The 21,233-nt window shown below is 47.2% G+C and carries 18 protein-coding genes; 10 read left to right on the plus strand and 8 right to left on the minus strand.

Features of this window, described 5'->3' with window-relative positions; translation table 11 throughout:
- Positions 1–12: 12 nt before the first annotated feature.
- Both ACFQ2O_RS00205 and mfd read right to left on the minus strand, forming a co-directional pair.
- Positions 13–1,641, minus strand: a complete 1,629-nt coding sequence (locus ACFQ2O_RS00205; RefSeq protein ID WP_377521934.1) for a PAS domain-containing protein — start codon at positions 1,639–1,641, stop codon at positions 13–15.
- Positions 1,642–1,999: 358 nt separating this feature from the next.
- Entirely contained in the window at positions 2,000–5,371 is a 3,372-nt protein-coding gene (gene mfd / locus ACFQ2O_RS00210; protein ID WP_377521935.1) for a transcription-repair coupling factor, read from the minus strand.
- A gap of 342 nt (positions 5,372–5,713) precedes the next feature.
- On the opposite strand from mfd, the gene ACFQ2O_RS00215 reads away from it, so the two are divergent.
- Positions 5,714–6,196: a hypothetical protein gene (locus ACFQ2O_RS00215; protein WP_377521936.1), complete on the plus strand. Its 483-nt coding sequence runs from the start codon at positions 5,714–5,716 to the stop codon at positions 6,194–6,196.
- Positions 6,197–6,404: 208 nt separating this feature from the next.
- Complete coding sequence (locus ACFQ2O_RS00220; RefSeq protein ID WP_377521938.1) at positions 6,405–6,902, plus strand: transposase; 498 nt, start codon at positions 6,405–6,407, stop codon at positions 6,900–6,902.
- A 286-nt stretch (positions 6,903–7,188) separates the two neighbouring features.
- Here ACFQ2O_RS00220 and ACFQ2O_RS00225 read toward each other — a convergent pair whose 3' ends face one another.
- The 4 genes from ACFQ2O_RS00225 to ACFQ2O_RS00240 all read right to left on the minus strand — a co-directional run bounded on the left by ACFQ2O_RS00225 (position 7,189) and on the right by ACFQ2O_RS00240 (position 11,160).
- A complete protein-coding gene (locus tag ACFQ2O_RS00225; protein ID WP_377521939.1) occupies positions 7,189–7,635 on the minus strand; it encodes a PepSY-like domain-containing protein in 447 nt (148 codons plus the stop codon).
- A 155-nt stretch (positions 7,636–7,790) separates the two neighbouring features.
- Entirely contained in the window at positions 7,791–8,417 is a 627-nt protein-coding gene (locus tag ACFQ2O_RS00230; RefSeq protein WP_377521941.1) for a hypothetical protein, read from the minus strand.
- Between the two features lie 240 nt (positions 8,418–8,657).
- Complete coding sequence (locus tag ACFQ2O_RS00235; RefSeq protein ID WP_377521942.1) at positions 8,658–10,385, minus strand: PQQ-dependent sugar dehydrogenase; 1,728 nt, start codon at positions 10,383–10,385, stop codon at positions 8,658–8,660.
- Positions 10,386–10,413: 28 nt separating this feature from the next.
- Positions 10,414–11,160 (minus strand): phospholipase A, encoded by a 747-nt coding sequence (locus ACFQ2O_RS00240; protein WP_377521943.1) that lies wholly within the window; start codon positions 11,158–11,160, stop codon positions 10,414–10,416.
- 299 nt (positions 11,161–11,459) lie between these two features.
- Here ACFQ2O_RS00240 and ACFQ2O_RS00245 point away from each other — a divergent pair, with 299 nt between their 5' ends.
- Positions 11,460–11,702 carry a hypothetical protein gene (locus tag ACFQ2O_RS00245; RefSeq protein WP_377521946.1) on the plus strand — a complete coding sequence of 81 codons (243 nt, stop codon included), beginning with the start codon at positions 11,460–11,462 and terminating at the stop codon, positions 11,700–11,702.
- A 335-nt stretch (positions 11,703–12,037) separates the two neighbouring features.
- On the opposite strand, the gene ACFQ2O_RS00250 is transcribed toward ACFQ2O_RS00245, so the two are convergent.
- The gene (locus ACFQ2O_RS00250; protein WP_377521947.1) at positions 12,038–12,739 is read right to left on the minus strand and encodes a haloacid dehalogenase type II; all 702 of its coding nucleotides are present in this window, start codon (positions 12,737–12,739) and stop codon (positions 12,038–12,040) included.
- Between the two features lie 181 nt (positions 12,740–12,920).
- Between ACFQ2O_RS00250 and ACFQ2O_RS00255 the strand changes: the two genes are divergently transcribed.
- From ACFQ2O_RS00255 to ACFQ2O_RS00280, 6 genes are all read left to right on the plus strand, one after another.
- Positions 12,921–14,102 (plus strand): serine hydrolase domain-containing protein, encoded by a 1,182-nt coding sequence (locus ACFQ2O_RS00255; RefSeq protein ID WP_377521948.1) that lies wholly within the window; start codon positions 12,921–12,923, stop codon positions 14,100–14,102.
- Positions 14,103–14,149: 47 nt separating this feature from the next.
- Positions 14,150–15,292: a sensor histidine kinase gene (locus tag ACFQ2O_RS00260; protein ID WP_377521949.1), complete on the plus strand. Its 1,143-nt coding sequence runs from the start codon at positions 14,150–14,152 to the stop codon at positions 15,290–15,292.
- Positions 15,293–15,459: 167 nt separating this feature from the next.
- Positions 15,460–16,158, plus strand: a complete 699-nt coding sequence (locus tag ACFQ2O_RS00265; RefSeq protein ID WP_377521950.1) for a LytR/AlgR family response regulator transcription factor — start codon at positions 15,460–15,462, stop codon at positions 16,156–16,158.
- 64 nt (positions 16,159–16,222) lie between these two features.
- Complete coding sequence (locus ACFQ2O_RS00270) at positions 16,223–17,155, plus strand: TonB family protein (protein WP_377521951.1); 933 nt, start codon at positions 16,223–16,225, stop codon at positions 17,153–17,155.
- Positions 17,156–17,277: 122 nt separating this feature from the next.
- Positions 17,278–18,048, plus strand: coding sequence for a sterol desaturase family protein (locus ACFQ2O_RS00275; RefSeq protein WP_377521952.1), 771 nt, complete (start codon positions 17,278–17,280; stop codon positions 18,046–18,048).
- Between the two features lie 138 nt (positions 18,049–18,186).
- Entirely contained in the window at positions 18,187–18,663 is a 477-nt protein-coding gene (locus tag ACFQ2O_RS00280) for a YybH family protein (protein ID WP_377521953.1), read from the plus strand.
- An 81-nt stretch (positions 18,664–18,744) separates the two neighbouring features.
- Here the strand turns inward: ACFQ2O_RS00280 and ACFQ2O_RS00285 are convergent, their stop codons facing one another.
- The gene (locus tag ACFQ2O_RS00285) at positions 18,745–20,136 is read right to left on the minus strand and encodes a mechanosensitive ion channel family protein (RefSeq protein WP_377521955.1); all 1,392 of its coding nucleotides are present in this window, start codon (positions 20,134–20,136) and stop codon (positions 18,745–18,747) included.
- 325 nt (positions 20,137–20,461) lie between these two features.
- Here ACFQ2O_RS00285 and ACFQ2O_RS00290 point away from each other — a divergent pair, with 325 nt between their 5' ends.
- Entirely contained in the window at positions 20,462–20,989 is a 528-nt protein-coding gene (locus ACFQ2O_RS00290; RefSeq protein ID WP_377521957.1) for a DUF2911 domain-containing protein, read from the plus strand.
- The last annotated feature ends 244 nt before the right edge of the window (positions 20,990–21,233 follow it).

The raw sequence follows: 21,233 nt of genomic DNA on the forward strand, positions 1-21,233 counted from the left end.
TTGAGAAGGTGTTTAATGTTTTTTTTGCAGCTCTGCTGCCAACTGTTCAGCTTTTTTTCTCATATGCACCAGTTCTGTTACTTCTACCGCTGAAATCAAAACGCCTTCGGCACTGCCTTCATTGTTTAGCAATGGGTGATATTTGATATTAAAATACGCGTTTTCTTTTCCTCCATTCAAATGCCTGTCAAACGCTAATTCAAACTCTTCTACAGCTATAGTGGCCGATTGAGTATATACTTGTTCCAGCCTTTCTGCAAATGGCGTGATTTGGAGCTCGGGCCAGATTTCTTTAGCTGGCCTGCCGATGTACTGCCGGTTGCCATACAGTTTATGAAACCCTGGGGTGATGTAGCGGCAAATGTGCTGAGGCCCCTCCAGCAGGCATAGGTGTGCAGGAGAGGCATTTAAAACCTTTTCAAGGTACTGGTCTTTTAAGATCACCTGGTTGAGGGCTGTTTTCTGGTCGTCTATATCAGTATAAGACCCAATCCAAAGCTTTGTCTTCCCCTGCTCATCAAGCATTGGTGCGCCACGATCTAGAAACCAGCGGTATTCACCTGTTACCTTGCTTTTGATGCGATATTCCATTTCAAAGAAATCACCGTTTTTAGTAGTCTCTTGCCAGGTAGACAGAAGTTGAGCAGAGTCTTCTGGATGCACAGCATTAATCCAGCCATCTACCTGGCCTGCCTTCATGCCCGTGTAGTTGTACCAGTTTTCATTAAAATAAATAAGGCGACCTGTTGTATCAGCTATCCATGCCATATGCGGGAGTACTTCCAGCATATGCCAGAAGCGGGCGTCGCTTGCCTGAAGGTCTTCCTCAAATCGTTTGCTTCTGGATAAATCTATGATAGAGCCAATGGTGCGGATAGGGTTGCCCATGGCGTCATATATAATATAGCCCTGGTCTAATACAGGTGCATAAGTGCCGTCAGCCTTTCTGAAGCGGTACTCGCCAGACCATATCCTATTGCCACTCCTGGTAGCTTGCTGTATACCCTTTTGTACTTCGTCAAAATCGGACGGGTGTACCCGCATGTCCCAAGACTCGCCTCCACTGCCCATTTCCTCAGGCGTATAGCCAAAAAATTCTTGCAAGCCTTTGCCCCAGGTCATTTTGTTGCGTATGATATCATACTCCCACGATACGGCATGCAAGGCGTCTGTGAGCATGTACAAACGCTCCTGGTTATGAAGGTGCTCCTGCTCGTTTAATACTTCTTTGGTTATGTCTCTGGCTTCGTGTAAAATGTAGAGCAGGTTACCTGCATCATCTAGTATTGGCCTGGATATAGGGCTCCAGTAGCGTTCCTCAAAGCCTCCTCCACTGCTTTGCGGGCGTGGGATATCATATCGAAGTACGGCCATGGTATGCTCCTGCTTATGCTCCAGCACATATTGCAGCGACAGTTCAAAATTATGAGCAGAGTCTAGGTCTGGCGTGGAGGGGTTGTTTGGAAATACCTCGAAAAAGTAGCGGCCAATGAGGTTTTCACGGAAAGCGAGGGTAGCTTTCAGGTAAGCATCTGTGGCGTGCTGTATAACCAGGTCTGGCGTCATGACCAGGTATAGCCCTGGCAGCAAATGGAATATACTGCCAAGCATAGCAGCTAAGTTTGAGTCTCTTTGTGGCATAGTGGTAACTGGGGGATAGTACTGTAGGTATTTAGCGCTAGGCTTGAAGATAGGATTATATTTTTAATTTGACAATCCTGTTAAAACTATAACGCAGACCTCTTTCGGAAAGAAGTCTGCGTTATGAATAGTTAGGGTTCCTACAGTCTATCGAGCCCTAAGCGGCTAATCTTGTATGGGAAAAAGCCTCTAACTTCTCAACATACTGCTTCATTTTTCAACTTGTAGCTTTTCATGGGACAAGTTTTCAAATGCGTGGATATGCGGGCCTCAAAATCTGCCACAAAAGCTAAAAGCTTTCCCTATTTCAACCACAAGATGAAACCTTGCGGTAGTTTATTTTCCCCTGCAAGATGAGCTACGCGGAGGTAGCTGCTGCTATTCCCAGCCCTTCAAATACCTCTTTGGCATCTGCTATACTTTGGATATCCTCCACAATCACGATCAGCTTGCTCTTGGCCTCTTTCAGGCGCGACTTGCGTGAGTGCTGCTGCACATACTTCAGGATATTGCCAAACACATCAGACTGGAAGTATTTGTCGTTGTTCTCGCTTGGCAGATAGCCTTTCATCACTTCTTTCTTGATGGTGAGCTTCTCGAAGCCCAATTGCTGTGCCTGCCAGCGCAGCTTCACGATCTCCACCAGTTGCTGTACCGTTTCTGGCAGCGGCCCGAACCTGTCTACTATACTTGCACGCAGTTTCTCCAGCTCCTGCAGGTCTTTGGTGCTGTCTAATTTGCTGTAGAGGTTCAGGCGTTCTGATATGTTACTTACATACCAGTCCGGGATCAGCACCTCCATATCCGTTTCAATGCTACATTCGCGAACCGGCTCAATAAATTGCTCCAGGTTATCACCCAAAAATAACTCTCGGAATTCTGTTTCTTTCAATTCTTTGATAGCATCGTCCAGCACCTGGTGGTACATTTCAAAACCAAGGTCGGTGATGAAACCGCTTTGCTCGCCACCCAGCAGGTTACCCGCCCCGCGAATATCCAGGTCGCGCATGGCAATCTTGAAGCCTTCGCCCAAGTCAGAAAATTCTTCAAGCGTGCTTAGGCGCTTGCGTGCATCCGATGGTAAGCCTGCTACAGGTGGTGTTAGCAAGTAGCAGTATGCTTTTTTGTTTGATCGGCCTACTCGGCCACGCATCTGGTGCAGGTCTGATAAACCGAATATGTGTGCCCGGTTGATGATGATGGTATTGGCGTTCTCGATGTCCAGCCCAGACTCAATGATGTTGGTGCTCACCAGCACATCATACTCCCCGTTCACAAACTTCATCATGCGTTTCTCTAGCTTCTCCGGTTCCATCTGCCCGTGGGCATAGGTTACTTTGCAGTCCGGTACGTGGCGCAGAATCATAGCGGCAATCTCCTCGATGTCTTTGATGCGGTTGTGTACAAAGAACACCTGGCCGCCGCGCTTCATCTCATACACGATGGCATCCCGAATCAGTGCCTCGTCGAATACGTGCAGCTCCGTTTTTACCGGTTGGCGGTTTGGCGGTGGTGTGGCGATAACAGAAAGGTCGCGGGCACCCATCAGCGAGAAGTGCAGCGTGCGCGGAATGGGCGTAGCCGTAAGCGTGAGCGTATCCACGTTTATCTTCATCTCCCGCAGCTTCTCCTTTGTCTTCACCCCAAATTTCTGCTCCTCATCTATAATCATTAAACCAAGGTCCTTAAACTTCACATCTTTGCTCACAATGCGGTGCGTACCAATCAGGATATCGATTTTGCCTTCAGCCACACGCTTTAAAGTGTCTTTGGTATCCTTGGCTGTTTTAAAGCGGTTTACATAATCCACTGTTACCGGAAACTGCTCCAGGCGGTCGCGGAAGGTGCGGTAGTGCTGCATGGCCAGAATAGTGGTAGGCACTAGTATGGCTACTTGTTTGCCGTCGCAGGCTGCTTTGAAGGCCGCACGAATAGCAATTTCTGTTTTACCAAAACCCACGTCGCCACAAACCAGCCTGTCCATTGGGTGCGGTTGCTCCATGTCGGCTTTCACGTCTTCGGTTGCTTTGCCTTGGTCTGGGGTATCCTCATAAATAAACGACGACTCCAGTTCGGCCTGTAAGAAGCCGTCGCGGGTATAGGCATAGCCAGGTGCGGCCTTGCGCTTGGCATACAAGCTGATGAGCTCATGCGCAATGTCTTTAACCTTGCTCTTAACTTTCTTCTTCTTGTTCTCCCACTCCGGCGAGCCCAGCTTACTCATACTTGGCGGACCACCTTCTTTGCCGCTATACTTGCTGATCTTGTGCAGCGCATGTATACTCACGTACAGCAAATCATCATCTCGGTACACCAACCGGATAGCCTCCTGCAAACGCCCGCCTACCTCTACTTTCTCCAATCCGGCAAAGCGGCCAATGCCATAATCCATGTGCGTTACGTAATCGCCGGGCTGCAGTGAGCGCAGTTCTTTCAGCGTCATGGCCTTCGACTTGGAATGCCCTTCTTTGGCCTTGTGCTGGTAGAACCTGTCAAACAGCTGGTGATCGGTATAGCAGGTTATTTTGAGTGTCTGGTCGATGAAACCCTCACGCAGCGAAACGGGCAGGTGCTGAAAGCGCACGTCGTGGTCCAGCTCATCAAAGATCATCGTCAGGCGGTTAATCTGGCGCGGCGAATCCGTAGCGATCACATTCACGAAACCAGCACCCTGCTGCTCGTGCAGGTCTTTAACCAGCCGCTTAAAATCCTTGTTGAACGATGGCTGCGGCTTGGCCTGTAGTTGTATGACTTCGGCTGATTTAAAATGAAAGCGCTTGCCAATCTCTACCACGTTAAACTTATCGAGTAGCTTCTTGAAAAGCTTTTGCGTCTGGAACAGCTGCTCCGGGTCAGATACAATCTGGGTGCCGCCGCTGCTGGCGAGCATCTTCTCAAAGTTATGCGATGCCTTGTCGAAGTATTCATCAATTACATCCAGCGTCAGGCGCACGTCCTTAAACCAGAGCGTGGTGTTTGCCGGAATAAAATCCAGAAATGCCTCACGCGTTTCCTGTAGCAGTTTGGTCTGCACGTTAGGTATAATCGAGATTGCTTTCTTCGTCTCAACAGACAGCTGTGTATCGGGGTCGAAGGTGCGTATACTTTCGATTTCATCGCCGAAAAGCTCGATACGATAAGGTAGGTCGTTGGCGTACGAGTACACATCCACGATACCACCACGCACGGCATACTGGCCTGCCTCATACACAAACTCCGTGCGCTCAAAGCCATACTCAGCCAGCATCTCACTCAGGAAAGCCGTGTCCAGTTTCTCGCCTATCTTGGCCCCAAGCGTGTTCTCTACCAACGATTTTTTGTTGATCACCTTCTCGGTCAGCGCCTCCGGGTACGTCACGATCAGCTCGCCTTTTCCGGTTTTCTGGTTCAGGCGGTTGAGCACCTCGGCGCGCATGAGTATGTTAGCGTTTTCGGTGTCGTCAAAGCTATAAGGACGCTTGTATGATGTCGGGAAAAGCAGGATATCCTTCTCTTCGCCCAGCAGGTTTTTAAGGTCGGTATAGAAATAAGCAGCCTCCTCTTTATCGTGCATTACAAAGAGTTGGTGCCCGTAGTTCAAGGTATAAACCGCCGAGGCTAGCACAGCATCCTGGCTACCCGCCAGACCTTTGATCTGGAGACGGTAAGGTTCGGTTGCTTTCAGCCGCTGGGCAAGGGTTTGTACTACACTATCGAGGCGGTAAAGCTCTAGGAAATCTTTTACTTTCATTCAGGTCTATTACAAAACAGGAAAGGCAGAACACATGGCTTTCCGATCAGGCCGTGTTCTGCTGCTACTTCTCCACAAAGATACAAATAATCAATTCTCTATACAGAACATGGAGGAGGAGGAGAAGGTTGCGCTTTTTGTCTGAATCAGGATTTGCAGGATTTATAGATGAACAGGATGGGGTGTAGCGTGCAACCGCTGCCTTATACTTCAGTGTCTGTACGGCGCTTGCTGGTACCCGCTTTAACTGTTATGATTACTCATTCGGGAAATGATTAACAAGTATACTTTAGGGTTACCTTATATTGACAAAAGGTACAAGAAAAAGCATACCTTGTACCAATGAAAACAGACATACTTCGCTACAGATTATCCGAGCCAGCAGGCATGTTTACTAAAGTATCTGCGTTGGTAATAGCTGTGGGTGGAGCATACATTACTCTGACACAACCTGTAGCGGGAGTGGCTTTAGTTATTGCTGGTCTTTTTCCATTTTTTTACTTCAAGTGCCTGGAAATCGATCTTTATAAAGGAACATACTGCATAGGAGCTAATATTGTTGGTTATACAATAGGACCTAAGGAGCCTTACCCCGGCGTGAAATGTATCTTCCTGAAAAAGAATAGAACTATTCACCAGTCTACAAGGCATTCGTGGTCTTCCTCTGTTTCAACTTCTTTCGATGGTTATCTTTGGCTAGAGGACGATACGAAAATTCTGCTCTCTCAGGACAGTAAGAAAGAGGTAGCACTGCTTAAGCTAGAGCCGTTTGCAGAGGAACTCCAGACAGAGCTCCGGGATTTAACTACGCAGCATCTGGCTTGAGCGCACATTGGCAGGCGGTGTTAAAATACTATCTGAATCAGGATTTTCGGGATAATAATGGGATGAACAGGATCAGATACTGCCACACCAACATTTCCTGTTTCATCGTCAAGCTATCGCGCGGACAGGTCGCGACCTGTCCCTACCTGTCCCTACAGGGCAAATTATTATCAGACACAGAATGCACATTATTGCCGTATACAAATGCATGACACGACCCGACCGGAAACTTAACAGGCTGCGGGGTTTTGACTACAGCCGTGACAGTTTATACTTTGTAACTTCGTGCGTGCAACATAAAGCTTGTGTTTTCGGAGAGGTTGTTAATGAAGAAATGCAACTGAATAAATGTGGCCTTATTGCTGAAAGACAGTGGTACTGGCTGGCTGAGCAGTATTCGTATGTTATTTTACATGCTTTTGTAGTGATGCCTAATCACGTGCATGGGATTCTGGAGATTGACCGGGATAGTATTGTAGGGACAGGTCGGGACCTGTCCACGCTAAGGCCTGACGATGAAACGGGTGCCGCGGCTAACTCATCACAGAAAATCAAATCCCTGTCAGAGCTGATTGCTGCCTATAAAACCACCGCCTCAAAACAAATTCGTTTAGCGGGTTTAACTGAATTCTCTTGGCAGCGCTCCTTTCACGACCACATCATCCGAAACGAACAATTATACTTCCGAATAAAAATTATGTCCTGACGAATCCTGAGAAGTGGCAGGATGACGTGTTCTTTCAATAAGTATAGTAGCGTTAATTATACCCTTATGCCGCAAGTTTAGCGTCAGCGCAACTTGTGGCTTTATTTGATGCCAGTTTGTAACTGGCGCTATCCACCCTCCATACCTCCGCAAGGTATAAACTGGCTGCCCCAATTGCCATACCGCTGCGCTCAAACTAGCGAAATAACAATCGAGGGCAGCTAAAAACAAAAGAGCCTGAAACCGCAGCTTCAGGCTCTTTTGTGATAAAGTATAATCTAAAGGATTAGTCCCAATAAGCAGGAGTTGTTACCTCTTTGCCATCGGCTGAGAAAACAAGCTTCTTGTCTTGCCCTTTCTGGTCTAGTTCTACCTGGTAGTACGTCTGTCCGTCTTTCTCTACCTGTTCCATATCATCCAGGCGCATGCTTTTGTAGCTTTGGCTGATAGTTGACTGTACCGCTTGTGGCAGATCTTTTTGCATAATGTCACGTTTGCTCATCAGAATTTTGCCCGATGGGTCGATGAGAACTGTGTGGTCAACGCGGTTCATGTCAAACTCTGCTTCGTAGTTCGCACCATCTATCTCCCAGTCAAGGTCGGTGGCGTTGGCATACTGCTGCGTTAAAGCACTGGATACTGCTTGCGGCACATCTTTCTGGTCTACGTCCTGCGCCTGAGCGGATGCAAATGTAGCTCCTGCAAAGGCTAGTGCTATTGCTATCTTTTTCATGTTTCTTTGCTTTTTGTGTTAAAAAATAATCTACACTACAAACTAACGGCATGAATCTGAAGCAAATCTGTACCTGCCGATTGCAGATAGTCTCACACTGCCTTACCGCTTAGCTCAAGCTAGCTGTACGGTGCATTTATACCTGTTTAGCGGAGCTACTTCTTCGCATCAAAAGGTACAAAGCGGCCCTGCTGCAGCACATATAATGTTGTCAGGTTTTCCCCGATCACTGAGATGCCATCTGCTTTAAGCGGAACTTGCTTTTGAGCACGATTGTCGAATACCAGCGAATCTTGTGGAGCCAGTCGCAACTGATACGTGCTGAAAAACTCTGTATTCAGCTTTTGAGCAGGATAACTAGCTACCTTTACTTCACGGGCTTGTTTGCTGTAATCAAGGTAGGCTATGATGTGAATAGAGTCATTCTGCAGGACTTGCACAGCGTAATCAAGCGAGGCGTTTCCGTTAAAATTTCCCCGGAGAAACACCGGATTTCCCACCTTTAGGCGCTTACTTGCCATTGCTTGGTCTGTTAAAGTGGCTATCTGTGCCTGCGGTCGATTTTCTTCTAACAGCTTTGTCAGCGTGTCCGGCAGCGGATGCAGAATTTTCCCTTCTTCTGTTGCTCTCGCGATGCTGTCTGTTGATGTTTTAATATCGGCATCTACCTGCTCAGCAATCAATTCGTCGCTGGCAGCACGGTTATAGTTACCATCAGCAGAGTCTGATCCACAGGCAAATAATGTGGACAGGGCGGCAAGGGCAAGTAAATTAATTTTCATGTTTTTATTTGTCTTTAATAAGGTGTTGCAAGTAACCTTTCCTATCGACCAGTTAAAATGATGCTCATCACTTTCTGAGGAAATAAGTGCCTGCAATGCTTATTGTTTTCAAGTCTGATTAAGCAGAACGTTGCTTCGGTGTCGTAAATCAGCAGCACCTGGCACAATCCCAACATTTTCAAGAACCTGCTCTATACTTATACTACAAAACTTAAGATCATCTGAAAGTATGGTGAGGCTTTACTTTACCTGTTTTACCGCATGCTGTAGTTCCAACGCATTTTGCCGCACTTGTGCCTCCTCTGTTGTCGTTAAATCGGATATTAATAATAGGTTAAAAGCCCTTCTTTGTGCGGGTGCCAGATTGGCCCTAATAGTGTGCTGCTGTTTTTTGTTCATCTTTTGCACAGCAGTTCTTAACTGTTGAACAAGATTTGTTTCGTTGCTACTATGCGAAGCAGGTTGGTAAGTATAGGCTATTATGCAGCCACTGCATTGGCTCTGCTGATCTTGGGTATCTGCGTCTTCTGATGGTCCGGAGGAGGCCTGCACGCTATCAATGGCCAGGAAAATGCTGCGCCCGTCCATAGACAGGGCAACATCACGGTAACGTGCCGGTGCTTTAAAGTAGGTGAGAGTATCGCCAGTAAGCCCATCACCAGCGGCATTAAGTTTCAGGCGGACCAGGCGCTTTTCTTTCAGGCTTGTAACGAGCAGTGAGTTCTGCCAGCCAGGTATAGCCGATGCCGTATATACGGCTATACTACTTGGAGCCACGGCAGGCCACTCCGGCTTTTCTTCACTATCCTGCTTCGTGCGGGCAAGTACAGCATGAAGGAACTGATTAGAAGAAGGATAAAAGCTATGAATTGGGTCCTGATAGTTTTCAGCGCCTATGGCTCTTACATTAGCGCTTTCGCTTTTGATAAAGGGATAGGTGGTGTGCCATTGGCCGGGAAGGCTGCTATGGGAGGTAGCACCTGCTGCCAGGCCATTATAGTTGCCATCGTTGTACCCTACGATTAGTGGGTGTCCGTAATTTTTTCCTTTCTGGATGATGTTTATTTCATCATCGGAAAATGGGCCATGTTCAGCTGTATAAATGCGCCCTTTGTTGCCTACTACAGCATAAGCCAGGCCTTGTGCATTTCGGTGCCCATAACTCCATACAGCATTTTGCCGGTCCGAATTAAAAGGATTGTCATTGGGAATCCACTTGTCGTATGTGCCGGCATCCTGATCTGGCTCTAACTGAAAACGCAGCACTTTCCCCTCGTACTTGTCGGTGCGTTGTGCAAAGTTTGGGCGGCCAGCATTGTCATACTGTCCAGCACCCATGTCACCTACTGTATAAAATAGATAGGCTTCGCCACCTACAGGGGCAATAAGTAATCGGCCTGAATTATGGTCGTTACTGCCCGGAATAGTGTCGCAGAGGATTTGTGGTGTATGCAGTGTTTGCTTTTGGGCATCATAAGTATACCGTACAAGTTTTGTCTTAAAAAAGTAGCCGCCATAGTTAGGAGCAGCACCACTGTCTTCTGCCTCTGCGCCTTCAAAATGATAAATGTAAGAGAGGTATACATAAGGCTTACCAGTTAATAACTGAGGGTGCAGGGCAAGGCCCATCAAACCTCCCTGGGGCCAGGGCTTTCCTTTGCTAACCTCCTCGGGCATGGTGTCATACCTCGGAAAGTTCTTATTGCCGCTCAGGTCAAGTAAAACAGTCCTGTTACCATTCTTTGGGTTAATGCGGCTTACTGTATATCCTTTAGATTCTGTTACCCATAGCAAGCTGTCGGGGCCATAGGTGATTTCCCAAGGGCCGCTTAGTCCTTTTGCTACCACACGTGCGGAAAATTGCTCACCCAGCGGGCCTGTAACAGTTTGTGCAGCCGTGGTAGTAACAATAACTGTAAGCAGACAGAGAAATAAGATAGTCTTGAGCCACCTAACGTTATTCATCATTATATATAGATGCTGTTTCAGGGTTAACTTAATAAAACAAATAAGTAGAAGGCTTTATGGCCACTCCCAGTCGGAGCATGCTGCTCCGCTGCTGATACTCTATCAGGTTTTCGGCGTAGCCCTGGTACCATTGCAGGGTTACATAAGCATTGCCAGATTTAAAGGGCTTATAACTTAGTTGCGTCTGCAGGTTGCCCTTCCAGCCGGACGTGCCTTTGCGGCCCCTGATATCCAGCACTAGTTTATCTTCTTTTATTTCCCAGATGTAGGTGGCCTCTCCGTAGCCTATATACTCTATCAGGTCAGGGTTGTCTGTTTTATAAAAGAAGGGCACCCACGCCTTTAGCTGTAGGATTGATTTTGGAGAAGCTAACATGGTGTAGCTAAGGGAGGCATAGTTCCAGCTTCTGGACCAGATGCTATCCCGCCCGTTCGATTCGTGCTCTACCTGCAGCGCCAGCGACCCTATTAGCTTTTGATCTTTAAAAAGAAGCTTGCCTAACCCGATGCCCGGGTTAAAATTTATTTCCTCGAAGGGGCTGGACCAGTTGTATACATCCCAGAAAGCCAGCTGGGTATAGGACAGGAACAGGTACGAATTTAGTGGCAGAGAGGCATTGGATAACCTGTGCTTAAAGCTTATCTGGTACTTGGCATCGGAGTTCGAGCCGTTGGGACTTTCTCCAATGGTTGTTCCGGTAATTATGTAGTTGTCTTTGTATATGGTAAATGCTGGGGTTTGATTCAGTATCTGATTCACAGAATCTCTGTTCATGCTTTGTCCACAGCAGAGGCTTGTTGTTGTAATCCATAGCAACAGGCTCAGAGCCCATGTGTTCTTCATAGCGCAAGTGTTAAGTATAGAATATCGGTGCTGCCTTCGGTAGTGAAGGCGTTTTATAAACAAACGGGAGCTGCAGCCTAATAGATAAGCTTTGGGTAGATATTCTGGAAAAGAAATATTAAGTACGATTGCAGGTTTGCAGAGAAAGCGCCAAAAAACAGGCTGCAGTCTTTAAACTAAGGCTTGTTGAAGTCTTTAAGGATCAATAGTGAGTGTAACCAATCAAAGCTATGGAAAACAAACAAAAATTCGCGCTGATAACAGGCGCAACAATGAGTTATGATTACTCAACTACTACTGGCCCAACTGACACAGACTTTTTTCATAAAGCAGATATGGAAGAGGCGAAAATAGTAAAAGAAGGCAGCAAGGCAGATCCGGCTACAGACGGTTACGAAGCTCTGATGTCTTGTGAGAAGGAAATAACCTCTGGCTTCAAGAGCAAGGCAAAACCTGCTGATGAGGGTAAATAAGGAAGTGTAAATATTGTGGTTTAGCTAAGCAGGTGCCCCCACACTTAAGAACAAGAAAGGGGACTTAGCTGAAAATCTGGAAGCAGTGGCTATCAAAATCACAAGTGGACGCTTGCGCCAGAAAGTGGCTAAGCAAGTATGGTTGAAACGAGTATAGCAGAAGCTATGCAAGTATGGCTTTGCAAGCCAGTTGAGTTACAAACTCAACACCATAATAAGACACGAGTTGGAAACTCGCGCCAGAAGTGATGGCCAGCAGAGGACTTAAGATACTGATAAAAAGAAAAAACTGTATCCCGGTTGCTAGCTATCGACAACATAGATACAGTATAATATTAGCTCATCTTCACCAGTTCATCTGCTAAATCTGAAATAGTAGGTGCTATCAACTCGGGTTTTGGAGCTAAAGGGTAAAGTGCCTGGCCGGGACGGGAAATAAAGGCTGCTCGTGTGCCTGCACGCAAGGCCCCGGCCATGTCCCAGCCATGTGCAGCCACCATCATTACGTTGTCAAGCTTGATCCCTAATTGGTCTGCGGCATATTGGTAGGGGCTGCTAGCCGGTTTAAATTTCTTCACGCTGTCTACACTAAAGGTTTCCTCGAAGTAATCTGCTAGTCCTACGCTTTCGAGGTGCGGTATACTTGATTTTGCCGGGGAGTTGGTAAGTGTAGCTAACCTAAAGCCAGCCTCTTTGAGCTTCTTTAACCCCGGGATAACATCAGGGTGCGGCTGTGTTTTATTCACCATTTCCACCAGTTCCTTCAGTTTTGCCTCTGGCACGTTTTGGCCGATCTTCTCTGCTGTCATTTTCATCACGGCTTGGCCTACTTCACTAAACGTGTGGTACTGGTCCGTTACATTCTCCACCAGAGCATACTCCAGGAGCAGCGCAAACCACAGATGAAAGGCCAGTTCGTTATCGAAGGTTTTGTTCACCGCTTGCTGCATATCCGATAGGTCGAGCAGGGTTTCGTTCACATCGAACAGCAACACGGCGGGGCGACCGTTGGAGGAGTTTGTTTTGTTGTCTGGCATCTGATTAAGGTTAAGGTAAGTGGTGCTTTATCAGAACATACGCAGGGCACAAGGCTATTGGTTTAAAGTAGTGCTGTTCCTCTGGTTGTCGTCGTTCAGATACGAAATAGTGCTGTTCATAAACAGGGTGCAGCAAAGTATAGGCAGGTTAGTAAGTTAGCATATCATTCAAGATCAAACTATGAAAAAAGCTATGCTACTAATTGTTCCGCTGCTGCTCTTGCTTGCCTGCAAAAGTACTGAGCAAGCTACACCTGCGGAGGCCGCAACCAGCGGAAGTATAAGGCTACCGCAATCCATTCGTCTTGATGATAGCTGGATGCGCAGTAAGATAGACAGCGCGATGAAAGCACATAACATTCCGGCGCTTTCTGTAGGCGTTATTCGTGATGGGGAGTTGTGGCTGTGCGAAGGCTTTGGTGTAAAAAAGCGAGGAGGTGAGGCAGTTGCAGATGAGCATACACTTTACCAGATCGGCTCTCAAACCAAAATGCTGACAGGTATTATCGTGAGCAGGCTGGTGCTGGAGCGAAAGCTTGATTTAGACGAAAGTATAGTTAACTACCTGCCGGACGTGTTCAGCAAGCAAACTTCAGAAAAACTGCAAGCTGTAACGCTCAGAATCCTGCTGCAGCACCAGAGTGGGTTACCAGGAATAGCACCAAGTGACCATCGCATTGATGGCGACCCGATGCTTGTTCCCTATACGGAGCTGGACCTGCTAAATGACCTGGATGAACTGGAACTTGACTTTGAACCGGGCTCCGACTTTAGCTACTCGAACATGGGGTATGCCCTGGTGGGGTATATTTGCGAGCGGGCAAGCGGACAAAGCTATGCAACCCTGCTGGAGAAGTATGTCGCCAGGCCTTATCAACTCACCAACACCACTACCGAACTAGCTGAGCACCAGCAGGAGCTACTGGCAACGCCCTATCGAAAAGATGCCAGAGATATAGAGACAAAGCCTTTTATTATGGGTAAATTAACATCGGCAGGTGGTGTGTACTCCAGCGTTGCAGATTTATCCAGGTTGATGGCCGCGCAACTAGAGGAGTACAGAATGCTGGGGCAAACGGAGGAGCAGAGCCCTTTGGTGCTAACCAACAGTGCAACACCTGACAAGAAAGAGTATGGCTTTGGGTTAGTGCGGAATGTAGACGAAAGAGGAATACGCTATGGGCACGGCGGCGACTTAGATGGCTTTGCAAGTTCTTATGTATTTGTGCCGGAGCAGAACGTGGGCCTTCTGCTGCTTACTTCCAGTGGCGGGCGCTGGCTAGGTGAGCTGGAAAAAGAGCTTATCATAAGACTTGTTGTGGAAGCCAAAGCAGCTAAAAACAAAACAGTAAGTACACTCTAATAACCCCAAACACTAACTTGCTATAACTGATTTTAAAACGAAAGATCATGAAAAATATATCCCACCTGGCCAAGTATACCGAGCTGATCCTGCACCTGGTTTTTTGGCTTATACTTGTCGGCTTCCTCTTTACAAGTTTTTGGTCTGACAGAGTTCTGGAGATGCCGTATCATATGGACCCTTCTGATATGGAAGAGCTTATACTTGTAGAGAACCACTCCCGGCAGATGGAGCTTTGGAACAGCCTGTTTCTGATCGTGTTCAAGGCTGCTTTCTTTTATGTAAACGTGTACCTGATCTTCCCGAGATACAAAAATGCTGCTAACAAGTGGAAGTACCTGTTACCGCTCGGTATGAGCTTTGGATGGTGCTTTATGGCGGAGGTGCTGCTGTATACTTTGTCTGAAAATAACTTCATGTTTTCTGATTATGATGAATATAACTGGAGCTTGGATTACAACGTGCTAACAGACGGAATACTCGCATTTCTGGGGGTGCTGGTAGCATCATTTGCCTATTGGGCAACCAAAGAGTGGCTGCAGCACAAAGAGGGGCTGCAGAAGCTGGATGTAACCACAGCCGAACTGGCTCTGCTGAAAAACCAGGTAAACCCGCATTTCCTGTTTAACACACTGAACAACCTGTTCTCTATGGCTATCGAGAAAAACGCGGATGAATTGGCGCAAAGTATAGCACAGCTCACGCAGCTCATGCGCTACTCTATCTACGAAAGCCATGTGCCTTACATTGAGCTGTACCGCGAGGTAGAGTACATCGAGAATTACATTAAACTTCAGAGGCTTCGTTTTTCCGGTGATGAAAACATCACCATTCAGTTTGATGTGGAAGGCGATACCCAACAAGTGCGGATATCACCCATGTTGCTGATCAACTTTGTGGAAAATGCCTTTAAGCACGGGGTAAGCCTGAAGCAGGAGTCTTATATCCTGATAAACCTCAGAACAACTGAGAATGAGCTTTATTTCTCAGTAGAAAACACCATATACCGGCAGAACAAAACAGCGTCGGTGGCGCATGCAGGTTTTGGCCAGGAGCACGTTAAAAAGCTGCTGCAGCTGCAGTATCCAAACCGCCATACCCTCACGGTAACCGAAGAAGGAAACGTATACAAATCAGTGTTGCGGCTGGAACTACAGAAAACCCAGGTGGCTATCACGGCACTGCAGTAAAAGCTGGTTAAGAGTTCAAAGTGCCAGTACTAAATTGTTTGGCAGCTCATACTTTAAAAAGGTCTTTTGTCCTGATACTGGTACACCGTCAATTTTATTTCTGAATCATTACTTTAAAAAGTACCTGAAGTCTAGCATCTAATATCTAAAGTCTAACATCTAAAAGTATGAAATGCATTGCCATAGATGATGAGCCCAAAGCCCTGTCGGTGATAGCGCACTACGCACAAAAGGTGCCTTCGCTGCAGCTGGTGCAAACATTCAGGAGCAGTATTGATGCACTGGAGTATCTGACTAACGAGCAGGTAGATTTTATCTTCCTGGACATCAACATGCCCGACCTAACCGGCATCGAATTTCTGAGAGCGCTGCCTCAGCCACCTATGGTTATCTTCACGACAGCTTACTCTGAGTATGCCGTGGAAAGTTATGATTGGGACACCGTAGGCTACTTACTAAAACCTATCGAGTTCCAGAAGTTTTTGAAGGCAGTTAACAAGGCAGCTGTGGCGCTTAAGCTAAGAAACAAACCCGCTGCAGATGCAGCAGCAAGCAGCTCGGAATTTATACTTGTGAAGAGCGGTACACAAACCTTTCAGCTCAAGCTGGACGAAATTTTATACCTAGAGGCCTCCGGTAACTATGTCACATTCGTGACAAGCAGCAAAAAGATCACCACCCTCAACAGCCTTACCGAACTACAGAAGCAGCTGCCGCCTAGCAGGTTCCTGAGAATCCATAAATCGTTCATGGTGTCGCTGCCGCATGTAGAGGTGTTTGAAAGTTACCAGGTGCGCATTGCCGGGGCTGAGGTGCCTGTTGGCCGCACCTACCGGGAGGCGTTGCTGGAGGTGTTTAAGCAGTAAGTATAGTTAAAGTATAAATTCTCTACCGGTCCCTGCATTTCGGCCATACATAAACCTTATCATTATGAAACAGCTAAACCAAATTTTGGTACTGCTATGCTTCCTGCTACCGGGCAGCCTTGCCTGTGCGCAGGCAAACCAAGAGTTGCTCGTAAAGCTACAGCACATAGCTGAGGCAGACCAGAAATACAGAGGCGCCGTAATAGAAAGTGCCGCCGCAGCACACGGCTGGAGCTCAAAAGAAGTGCAGGAAATATGGGCAAAACAGACTGCTATAGATATAGCTAATCTGGCCGAGGTCGAAAACATTATCTCGAAGTACGGCTATCCAGGCAAGTCTTTGATAGGTGAGCAGCTAAAGTCAGTTGCCTATCTAGTAATACAACACAGCGCCCAGGAGACACAGGAGAAATACTTGCCGCTTTTAAAACAAGCAGCAGAAAGTGGTGAGCTGGCTAAGGCCTCAGTTGCCTTACTGATAGACCGGGTAAAAGTGGGGCGTGGAGAAGCGCAAGTTTATGGCTCCCAGTTATCGGAAGATGATGCAGGAGTTAAACTCTATCCCATAGAGGAGGAGCATAAGGTAAATGAAAGGAGGGCGCAAGTAGGTTTGCCACCGCTGGAAGATTACCTATCGCATTGGGGCATCAAGTATAAGATACCCACCGCTACGTCTAACTCTAACCCGCCCGACCTATATGTAGAACATATTGCAAGGGAGGTAGAACCGCATGCCGCTGTTGAGCTGATTGGAGGAGAAGAGAAGCTATATCAACAGCTAAAATATCCTGCCCAAGCTCAAGCCAATCATATAAAAGGTAAAGTGCTGGTGGAGTTTGTGATTGATGCAGCAGGCAATGTGGCGGATGCCTTTGTGGTGCAGGGGCTGGGGCACGGCTGCGACGAAGAAGCCTTACGCGTTATAAAGCAGGCCAAATTCAAAAACAGCACAGGCCACGACCATGCCAGAAGAATGAGGCTGCCCTTCGGAGAGTAGCTACAGGAGCAAACAAATGATGCTGCTTTGCCAAGCAACTATTTGGTACGGGAATTGTGTTTCAGAAAAGGCCCCTGCTATGCAGGAGCTTTTCTGAACCTCTTATAAAAGATTTAATTGTTATGGCTGTTAGTCAATTTGGTTGGTTATACCTGTTGCTGGCCCTCCGGTATGTGGTAATTGCGGGGCTGGCTTTTTTGCTGTTTTACATCCTGATGCCGAAGAAGTTTTCACAACGCAAAATACAGGCGCTCCTGCCTAAGCAGCAGGATTATGTGCGGGAGGTAGGCTACTCCTTTTTTACCTTTTTTGTGTTTGCTTTGATAGGCGTTCTGCTTGCCTCATCGGCGGTGTTGCCGCACACGCAGATCTACACTGAAGTCTCCGCGTTTGGCTGGCCATACTTCTTTTTAAGCGTAGTGCTGGCGCTGGTGGTGCATGATACTTACTTCTACTGGACGCACCGGATGATGCATCACCCCAAACTGTTCAAGCTGTTTCACCTTACGCATCATAAGTCAACCAATCCCTCTCCTTGGGCCGCTTTCTCTTTCAGCCCGCTGGAGGCGGTGGTAGAAGCTAGCGTTATACTTGTTATTGCTTTCCTGATCCCGATTCACCCGCTGGCTATTGCGCTTTTCCTGCTGCTGATGACTATCTACAATGTGTACGGGCACCTAGGCTATGAAATCTATCCAAAATGGCTTGTGAACAGCAGTGTTGGCAAATGGCTGAACACTTCCACCAACCATAACATGCACCACAAATACTTTAAGGGCAACTATGGTTTATACTTCAGGTTTTGGGATGAATGGCTGCACACCACGCACCCAAACTATGATAAAACGCTGGAGAAGCTGGTAGCGTCCAAAGAGGTGCAGGTTGTTGATTAGGAATAGATTAATTCAGAAATAAATTTATACGTTGAGCGGCAAATAGCTGAAGAAGATGCAGGGTAGTAAAAAAATCTGTTGCAGTAAGTATGAATAAATTGTCATATTTGCTGCAACAGACTCTTTTAAATCCTCAAAATGAAACTATTGAATGCCATCAATCGCGGTACTTTGCTTGTTGCTGCGCTTTTGTTCCTGGGCTGTAATCAGCCTGAAGCACCGACCACAGCAGCAACTACTGAAGCAGAGCAGACTGCCGATTTTACGCAGGTTATACCCACCCTGCATGGTATCACTAAACACTGGAACAGCGGCAACTTAGATGAGTTTCTGACAGTGTATGACAGTGCCGCCACCTTTATGCTGCCTACTGGTCCGGTTGGGGTTAAGGAGATGAAAGGCTACTATCAGGAAGCTTTTACGACAGATGGTACACCAACCTCAACATTAAGCTTCGATAGCCTGGAAGTAAAGCCACTCGGCAAAGAACACGCGCTGGTGCTGGGGCGGTACACCCTCACTAACCAGGACTCGACAAAACAAAGCGGCCGCTATACGCTCGTGATGGAAAATACGGACGGTAGCTGGCACATTCTGCACGATCATTCAAATTAACTTAACACCTTTATACTTGAAAACCCGCCTTTAACCTGCACAAGAGGTTGAAGGCGGGCTTTCAAGTATAGAATGCAGTATTTATACTGTTTCGTTGCCGTCCGTAAACCTTGCCTCTACGGGTACGCCTTCCGGGTTAATAAACTGTACTTGCTGCCTTGGATAAACAGGTATAATCTTCTCGATATATTCTGATTTACTCAACTCCTCAATGATGCGCAGTGTTAGTTCGCTTTTCCACTTTCTGCGCTCGCGTGCGCCAACTAGGTAGCGGATTGTTACATTCGTCCAGGAGTCATCAAGAGAGATAAATACCTGTGGTGCATCGGGCACATTATCATCCAAGCCGGCACGTTTTAATAACAGGGAATACTTATGGGCGGGCTCTACCATGTAGTTACCGAGCAGGTTTTCAGCTACGGTGCCTACTACTTTTATAGTGAGCGGTATATCTGACTCATTCGCAACGGCTATAGCTAACTCATCCCAAACATAAGGGAAATCGCCTGTTAGGTTGATAACGGTGCCTGTTAATATTTCATTGTTAGGGAAAGTGACAAGCCGCCCTGTAGGCTGCTCTGCCTGCACAAAACCCGGCTGATATGGCCCCCCAATCTCCCATACGGTGGTCGTCAGAAAGTCAATACGGAAAACATCGCCGAACACCTCGCCCACTTTTACACGGTCTCCTACACGATAGTACCCTTGAAATGAGTTTAGGAGCCAGCCTGTAAAGCTTTCTATTGGAGTTTGCAACGACCACGACAGTGCCAAGCCAATTAAACCAAGTGAGCCAACCAGTGCTCGAATATCACCGGCCACCACGCTCAGGGCAACACCTATAGCCAACAGCCATACGGCAATAGAGAGCAAAGACATAATCGCACTGGACTTTTGCCAACTGCCTATAACACGCTTTAAGAGAGACTTTAGTAAACGCACCACCACCCAAGCCAGAAATAAGGTACCCAGGGCGATCAGGATTTTAGGGAGGTTGTATAAAAAGCTTTTCCAGAGACTCTGCAGTGCACCGATGGCTTCGCCAGCAGAAGCTTTGCTCGATTCCGCTACACTGGCTGTGTCTGCCATGGCTTCTGTTTCAGCTAGGCTGTCAACTGCCAGTACTTCTGCCGAGTCCTCCTGCAGTTCTGTTGCCTGCACCTCGCCGCCGTCCTGTGCAAGTCCAGCTTCGCTAGGGGCAAACATCAGCATAATAAAACCAGTGATAGCGACTGCCAAAATAGAAGCTTGCCTGAAGTTCTTTAGCCTGTTCTCCGCACCTTTCACCGCTGATCGGGTGGTTTTTTGCTGCCGGGCTTTGGTAACTGCTTTGCGCCTGGACTGTATTCGGCGGTTGCTGCTGTAAGCACTGCTACGCTGGCCCTGCACATGTTGGCTGCTGCCATAAGCAGTAGTGCTCTCGCGTGTGGTTGATGTTGTCTTGATTCGTCTTTGGTTTCTTAAAGGAGGCATAAGCTATGTCTTGTTTGCGCGCGACTGTACTGTTTAACGTGGAGGTTTGGTTTGGTGTTAACGTGCAGGTGCAAATGCCTACGGGCTCTAGCAAAATTTATTGCCGCTGTATGCACAAGTAACCGCTGAAGCATCGTTACTGCTATAAGACCTTATGCTGTACCTTATGGCTGATGTTGCTGGCAATGTGTTGCGGGAGAAGAGAACTTCCCCGATTCTTTGGTTTTAAAGCTTATTGATGTTGTTTAGATCTGATTATCAGGCGGATAATGTTAATATCGCCGGCTTTTGCGTATCTTTCACTAATAAACAAACATACAGAACTATGAAAAAAGTAAATCAATTGAATTCACTCGTGATGCTGCTGGTTAGCATGTTGTTGTCCATGAGTGCCTTTGGCCAGGATGCCAAGCCGAAAGCAAGTCCGGCTGCCACAGCCACTGGCAAAGCAGGGGGCGCCAATATAACAGTAAACTATAGCAGCCCATCTGTAAAAGGACGCGAAGTATGGGGCGAGCTGGTGCCTTATGGCAAAGTATGGCGAGCCGGTGCTAACGAGGCAACCACCGTAACTGTAGACAAACCAGTGCAAGTGGAAGGCAAGGTGCTGCCAGCTGGTACATACAGCTTCTACGCTATTCCAAACGAGAACGAATGGACTGTAATTTTCAACAAAACGGCAAAACAGTGGGGCACGCAATACGACGAAAAGCAGGATGCGCTGCGCGTGCAGGTAAAACCTCGCAAAGCTGCCACTATGCAAGAGCGACTGAAGTATGAGGTGACTAACAATGGCCTTGTGCTGATGTGGGAGAACATGGAAGTTCCGGTTGCCATCAGTGCCAGCAAGTAATTTATATTGCTCGTTTAGCAAGTATAGCACAAAAGCGGCAGCTACGATAAAGTGGCTGCCGCTTTTGCGTTACCTGATAGGTAAAGAACCTCTTCCCTGTGCTTCAGGCATGCTGTGGTAGTGGTACGTGCAGTTCTGGTTGTTTTTGGGTATAGCGAAGAATTTGAGGGTTCTTTGTTTTTCTCAAGGAACTTGTGCTCGACCAATTTAATCTTTAGAGCTAGTAATTGTCATTAGAAAACTT

The sequence above is a fragment of the Pontibacter rugosus genome (genome assembly GCF_042678745.1).
GTDB lineage: Bacteria > Bacteroidota > Bacteroidia > Cytophagales > Hymenobacteraceae > Pontibacter > Pontibacter rugosus.

Excerpts from the sequence above, each read along its gene's own strand:
- ACFQ2O_RS00230 (WP_377521941.1), bottom strand. The coding sequence starts at position 8,417 with ATGAAAATTAATTTACTTGCCCTTGCCGCCCTGTCCACATTATTTGCC.
- ACFQ2O_RS00285 (WP_377521955.1), bottom strand. The coding sequence starts at position 20,136 with ATGCCTCCTTTAAGAAACCAAAGACGAATCAAGACAACATCAACCACA.
- ACFQ2O_RS00245 (WP_377521946.1), top strand. The coding sequence starts at position 11,460 with ATGGAAAACAAACAAAAATTCGCGCTGATAACAGGCGCAACAATGAGT.
- ACFQ2O_RS00215 (WP_377521936.1), top strand. The coding sequence starts at position 5,714 with ATGAAAACAGACATACTTCGCTACAGATTATCCGAGCCAGCAGGCATG.
- ACFQ2O_RS00260 (WP_377521949.1), top strand. The coding sequence starts at position 14,150 with ATGAAAAATATATCCCACCTGGCCAAGTATACCGAGCTGATCCTGCAC.
- ACFQ2O_RS00250 (WP_377521947.1), bottom strand. The coding sequence starts at position 12,739 with ATGCCAGACAACAAAACAAACTCCTCCAACGGTCGCCCCGCCGTGTTG.
- ACFQ2O_RS00270 (WP_377521951.1), top strand. The coding sequence starts at position 16,223 with ATGAAACAGCTAAACCAAATTTTGGTACTGCTATGCTTCCTGCTACCG.
- ACFQ2O_RS00265 (WP_377521950.1), top strand. The coding sequence starts at position 15,460 with ATGAAATGCATTGCCATAGATGATGAGCCCAAAGCCCTGTCGGTGATA.
- ACFQ2O_RS00275 (WP_377521952.1), top strand. The coding sequence starts at position 17,278 with ATGGCTGTTAGTCAATTTGGTTGGTTATACCTGTTGCTGGCCCTCCGG.
- ACFQ2O_RS00220 (WP_377521938.1), top strand. The coding sequence starts at position 6,405 with ATGACACGACCCGACCGGAAACTTAACAGGCTGCGGGGTTTTGACTAC.
- ACFQ2O_RS00280 (WP_377521953.1), top strand. The coding sequence starts at position 18,187 with ATGAAACTATTGAATGCCATCAATCGCGGTACTTTGCTTGTTGCTGCG.
- ACFQ2O_RS00290 (WP_377521957.1), top strand. The coding sequence starts at position 20,462 with ATGAAAAAAGTAAATCAATTGAATTCACTCGTGATGCTGCTGGTTAGC.
- ACFQ2O_RS00255 (WP_377521948.1), top strand. The coding sequence starts at position 12,921 with ATGAAAAAAGCTATGCTACTAATTGTTCCGCTGCTGCTCTTGCTTGCC.
- ACFQ2O_RS00205 (WP_377521934.1), bottom strand. The coding sequence starts at position 1,641 with ATGCCACAAAGAGACTCAAACTTAGCTGCTATGCTTGGCAGTATATTC.
- ACFQ2O_RS00225 (WP_377521939.1), bottom strand. The coding sequence starts at position 7,635 with ATGAAAAAGATAGCAATAGCACTAGCCTTTGCAGGAGCTACATTTGCA.
- ACFQ2O_RS00240 (WP_377521943.1), bottom strand. The coding sequence starts at position 11,160 with ATGAACAGAGATTCTGTGAATCAGATACTGAATCAAACCCCAGCATTT.
- mfd (WP_377521935.1), bottom strand. The coding sequence starts at position 5,371 with ATGAAAGTAAAAGATTTCCTAGAGCTTTACCGCCTCGATAGTGTAGTA.
- ACFQ2O_RS00235 (WP_377521942.1), bottom strand. The coding sequence starts at position 10,385 with ATGATGAATAACGTTAGGTGGCTCAAGACTATCTTATTTCTCTGTCTG.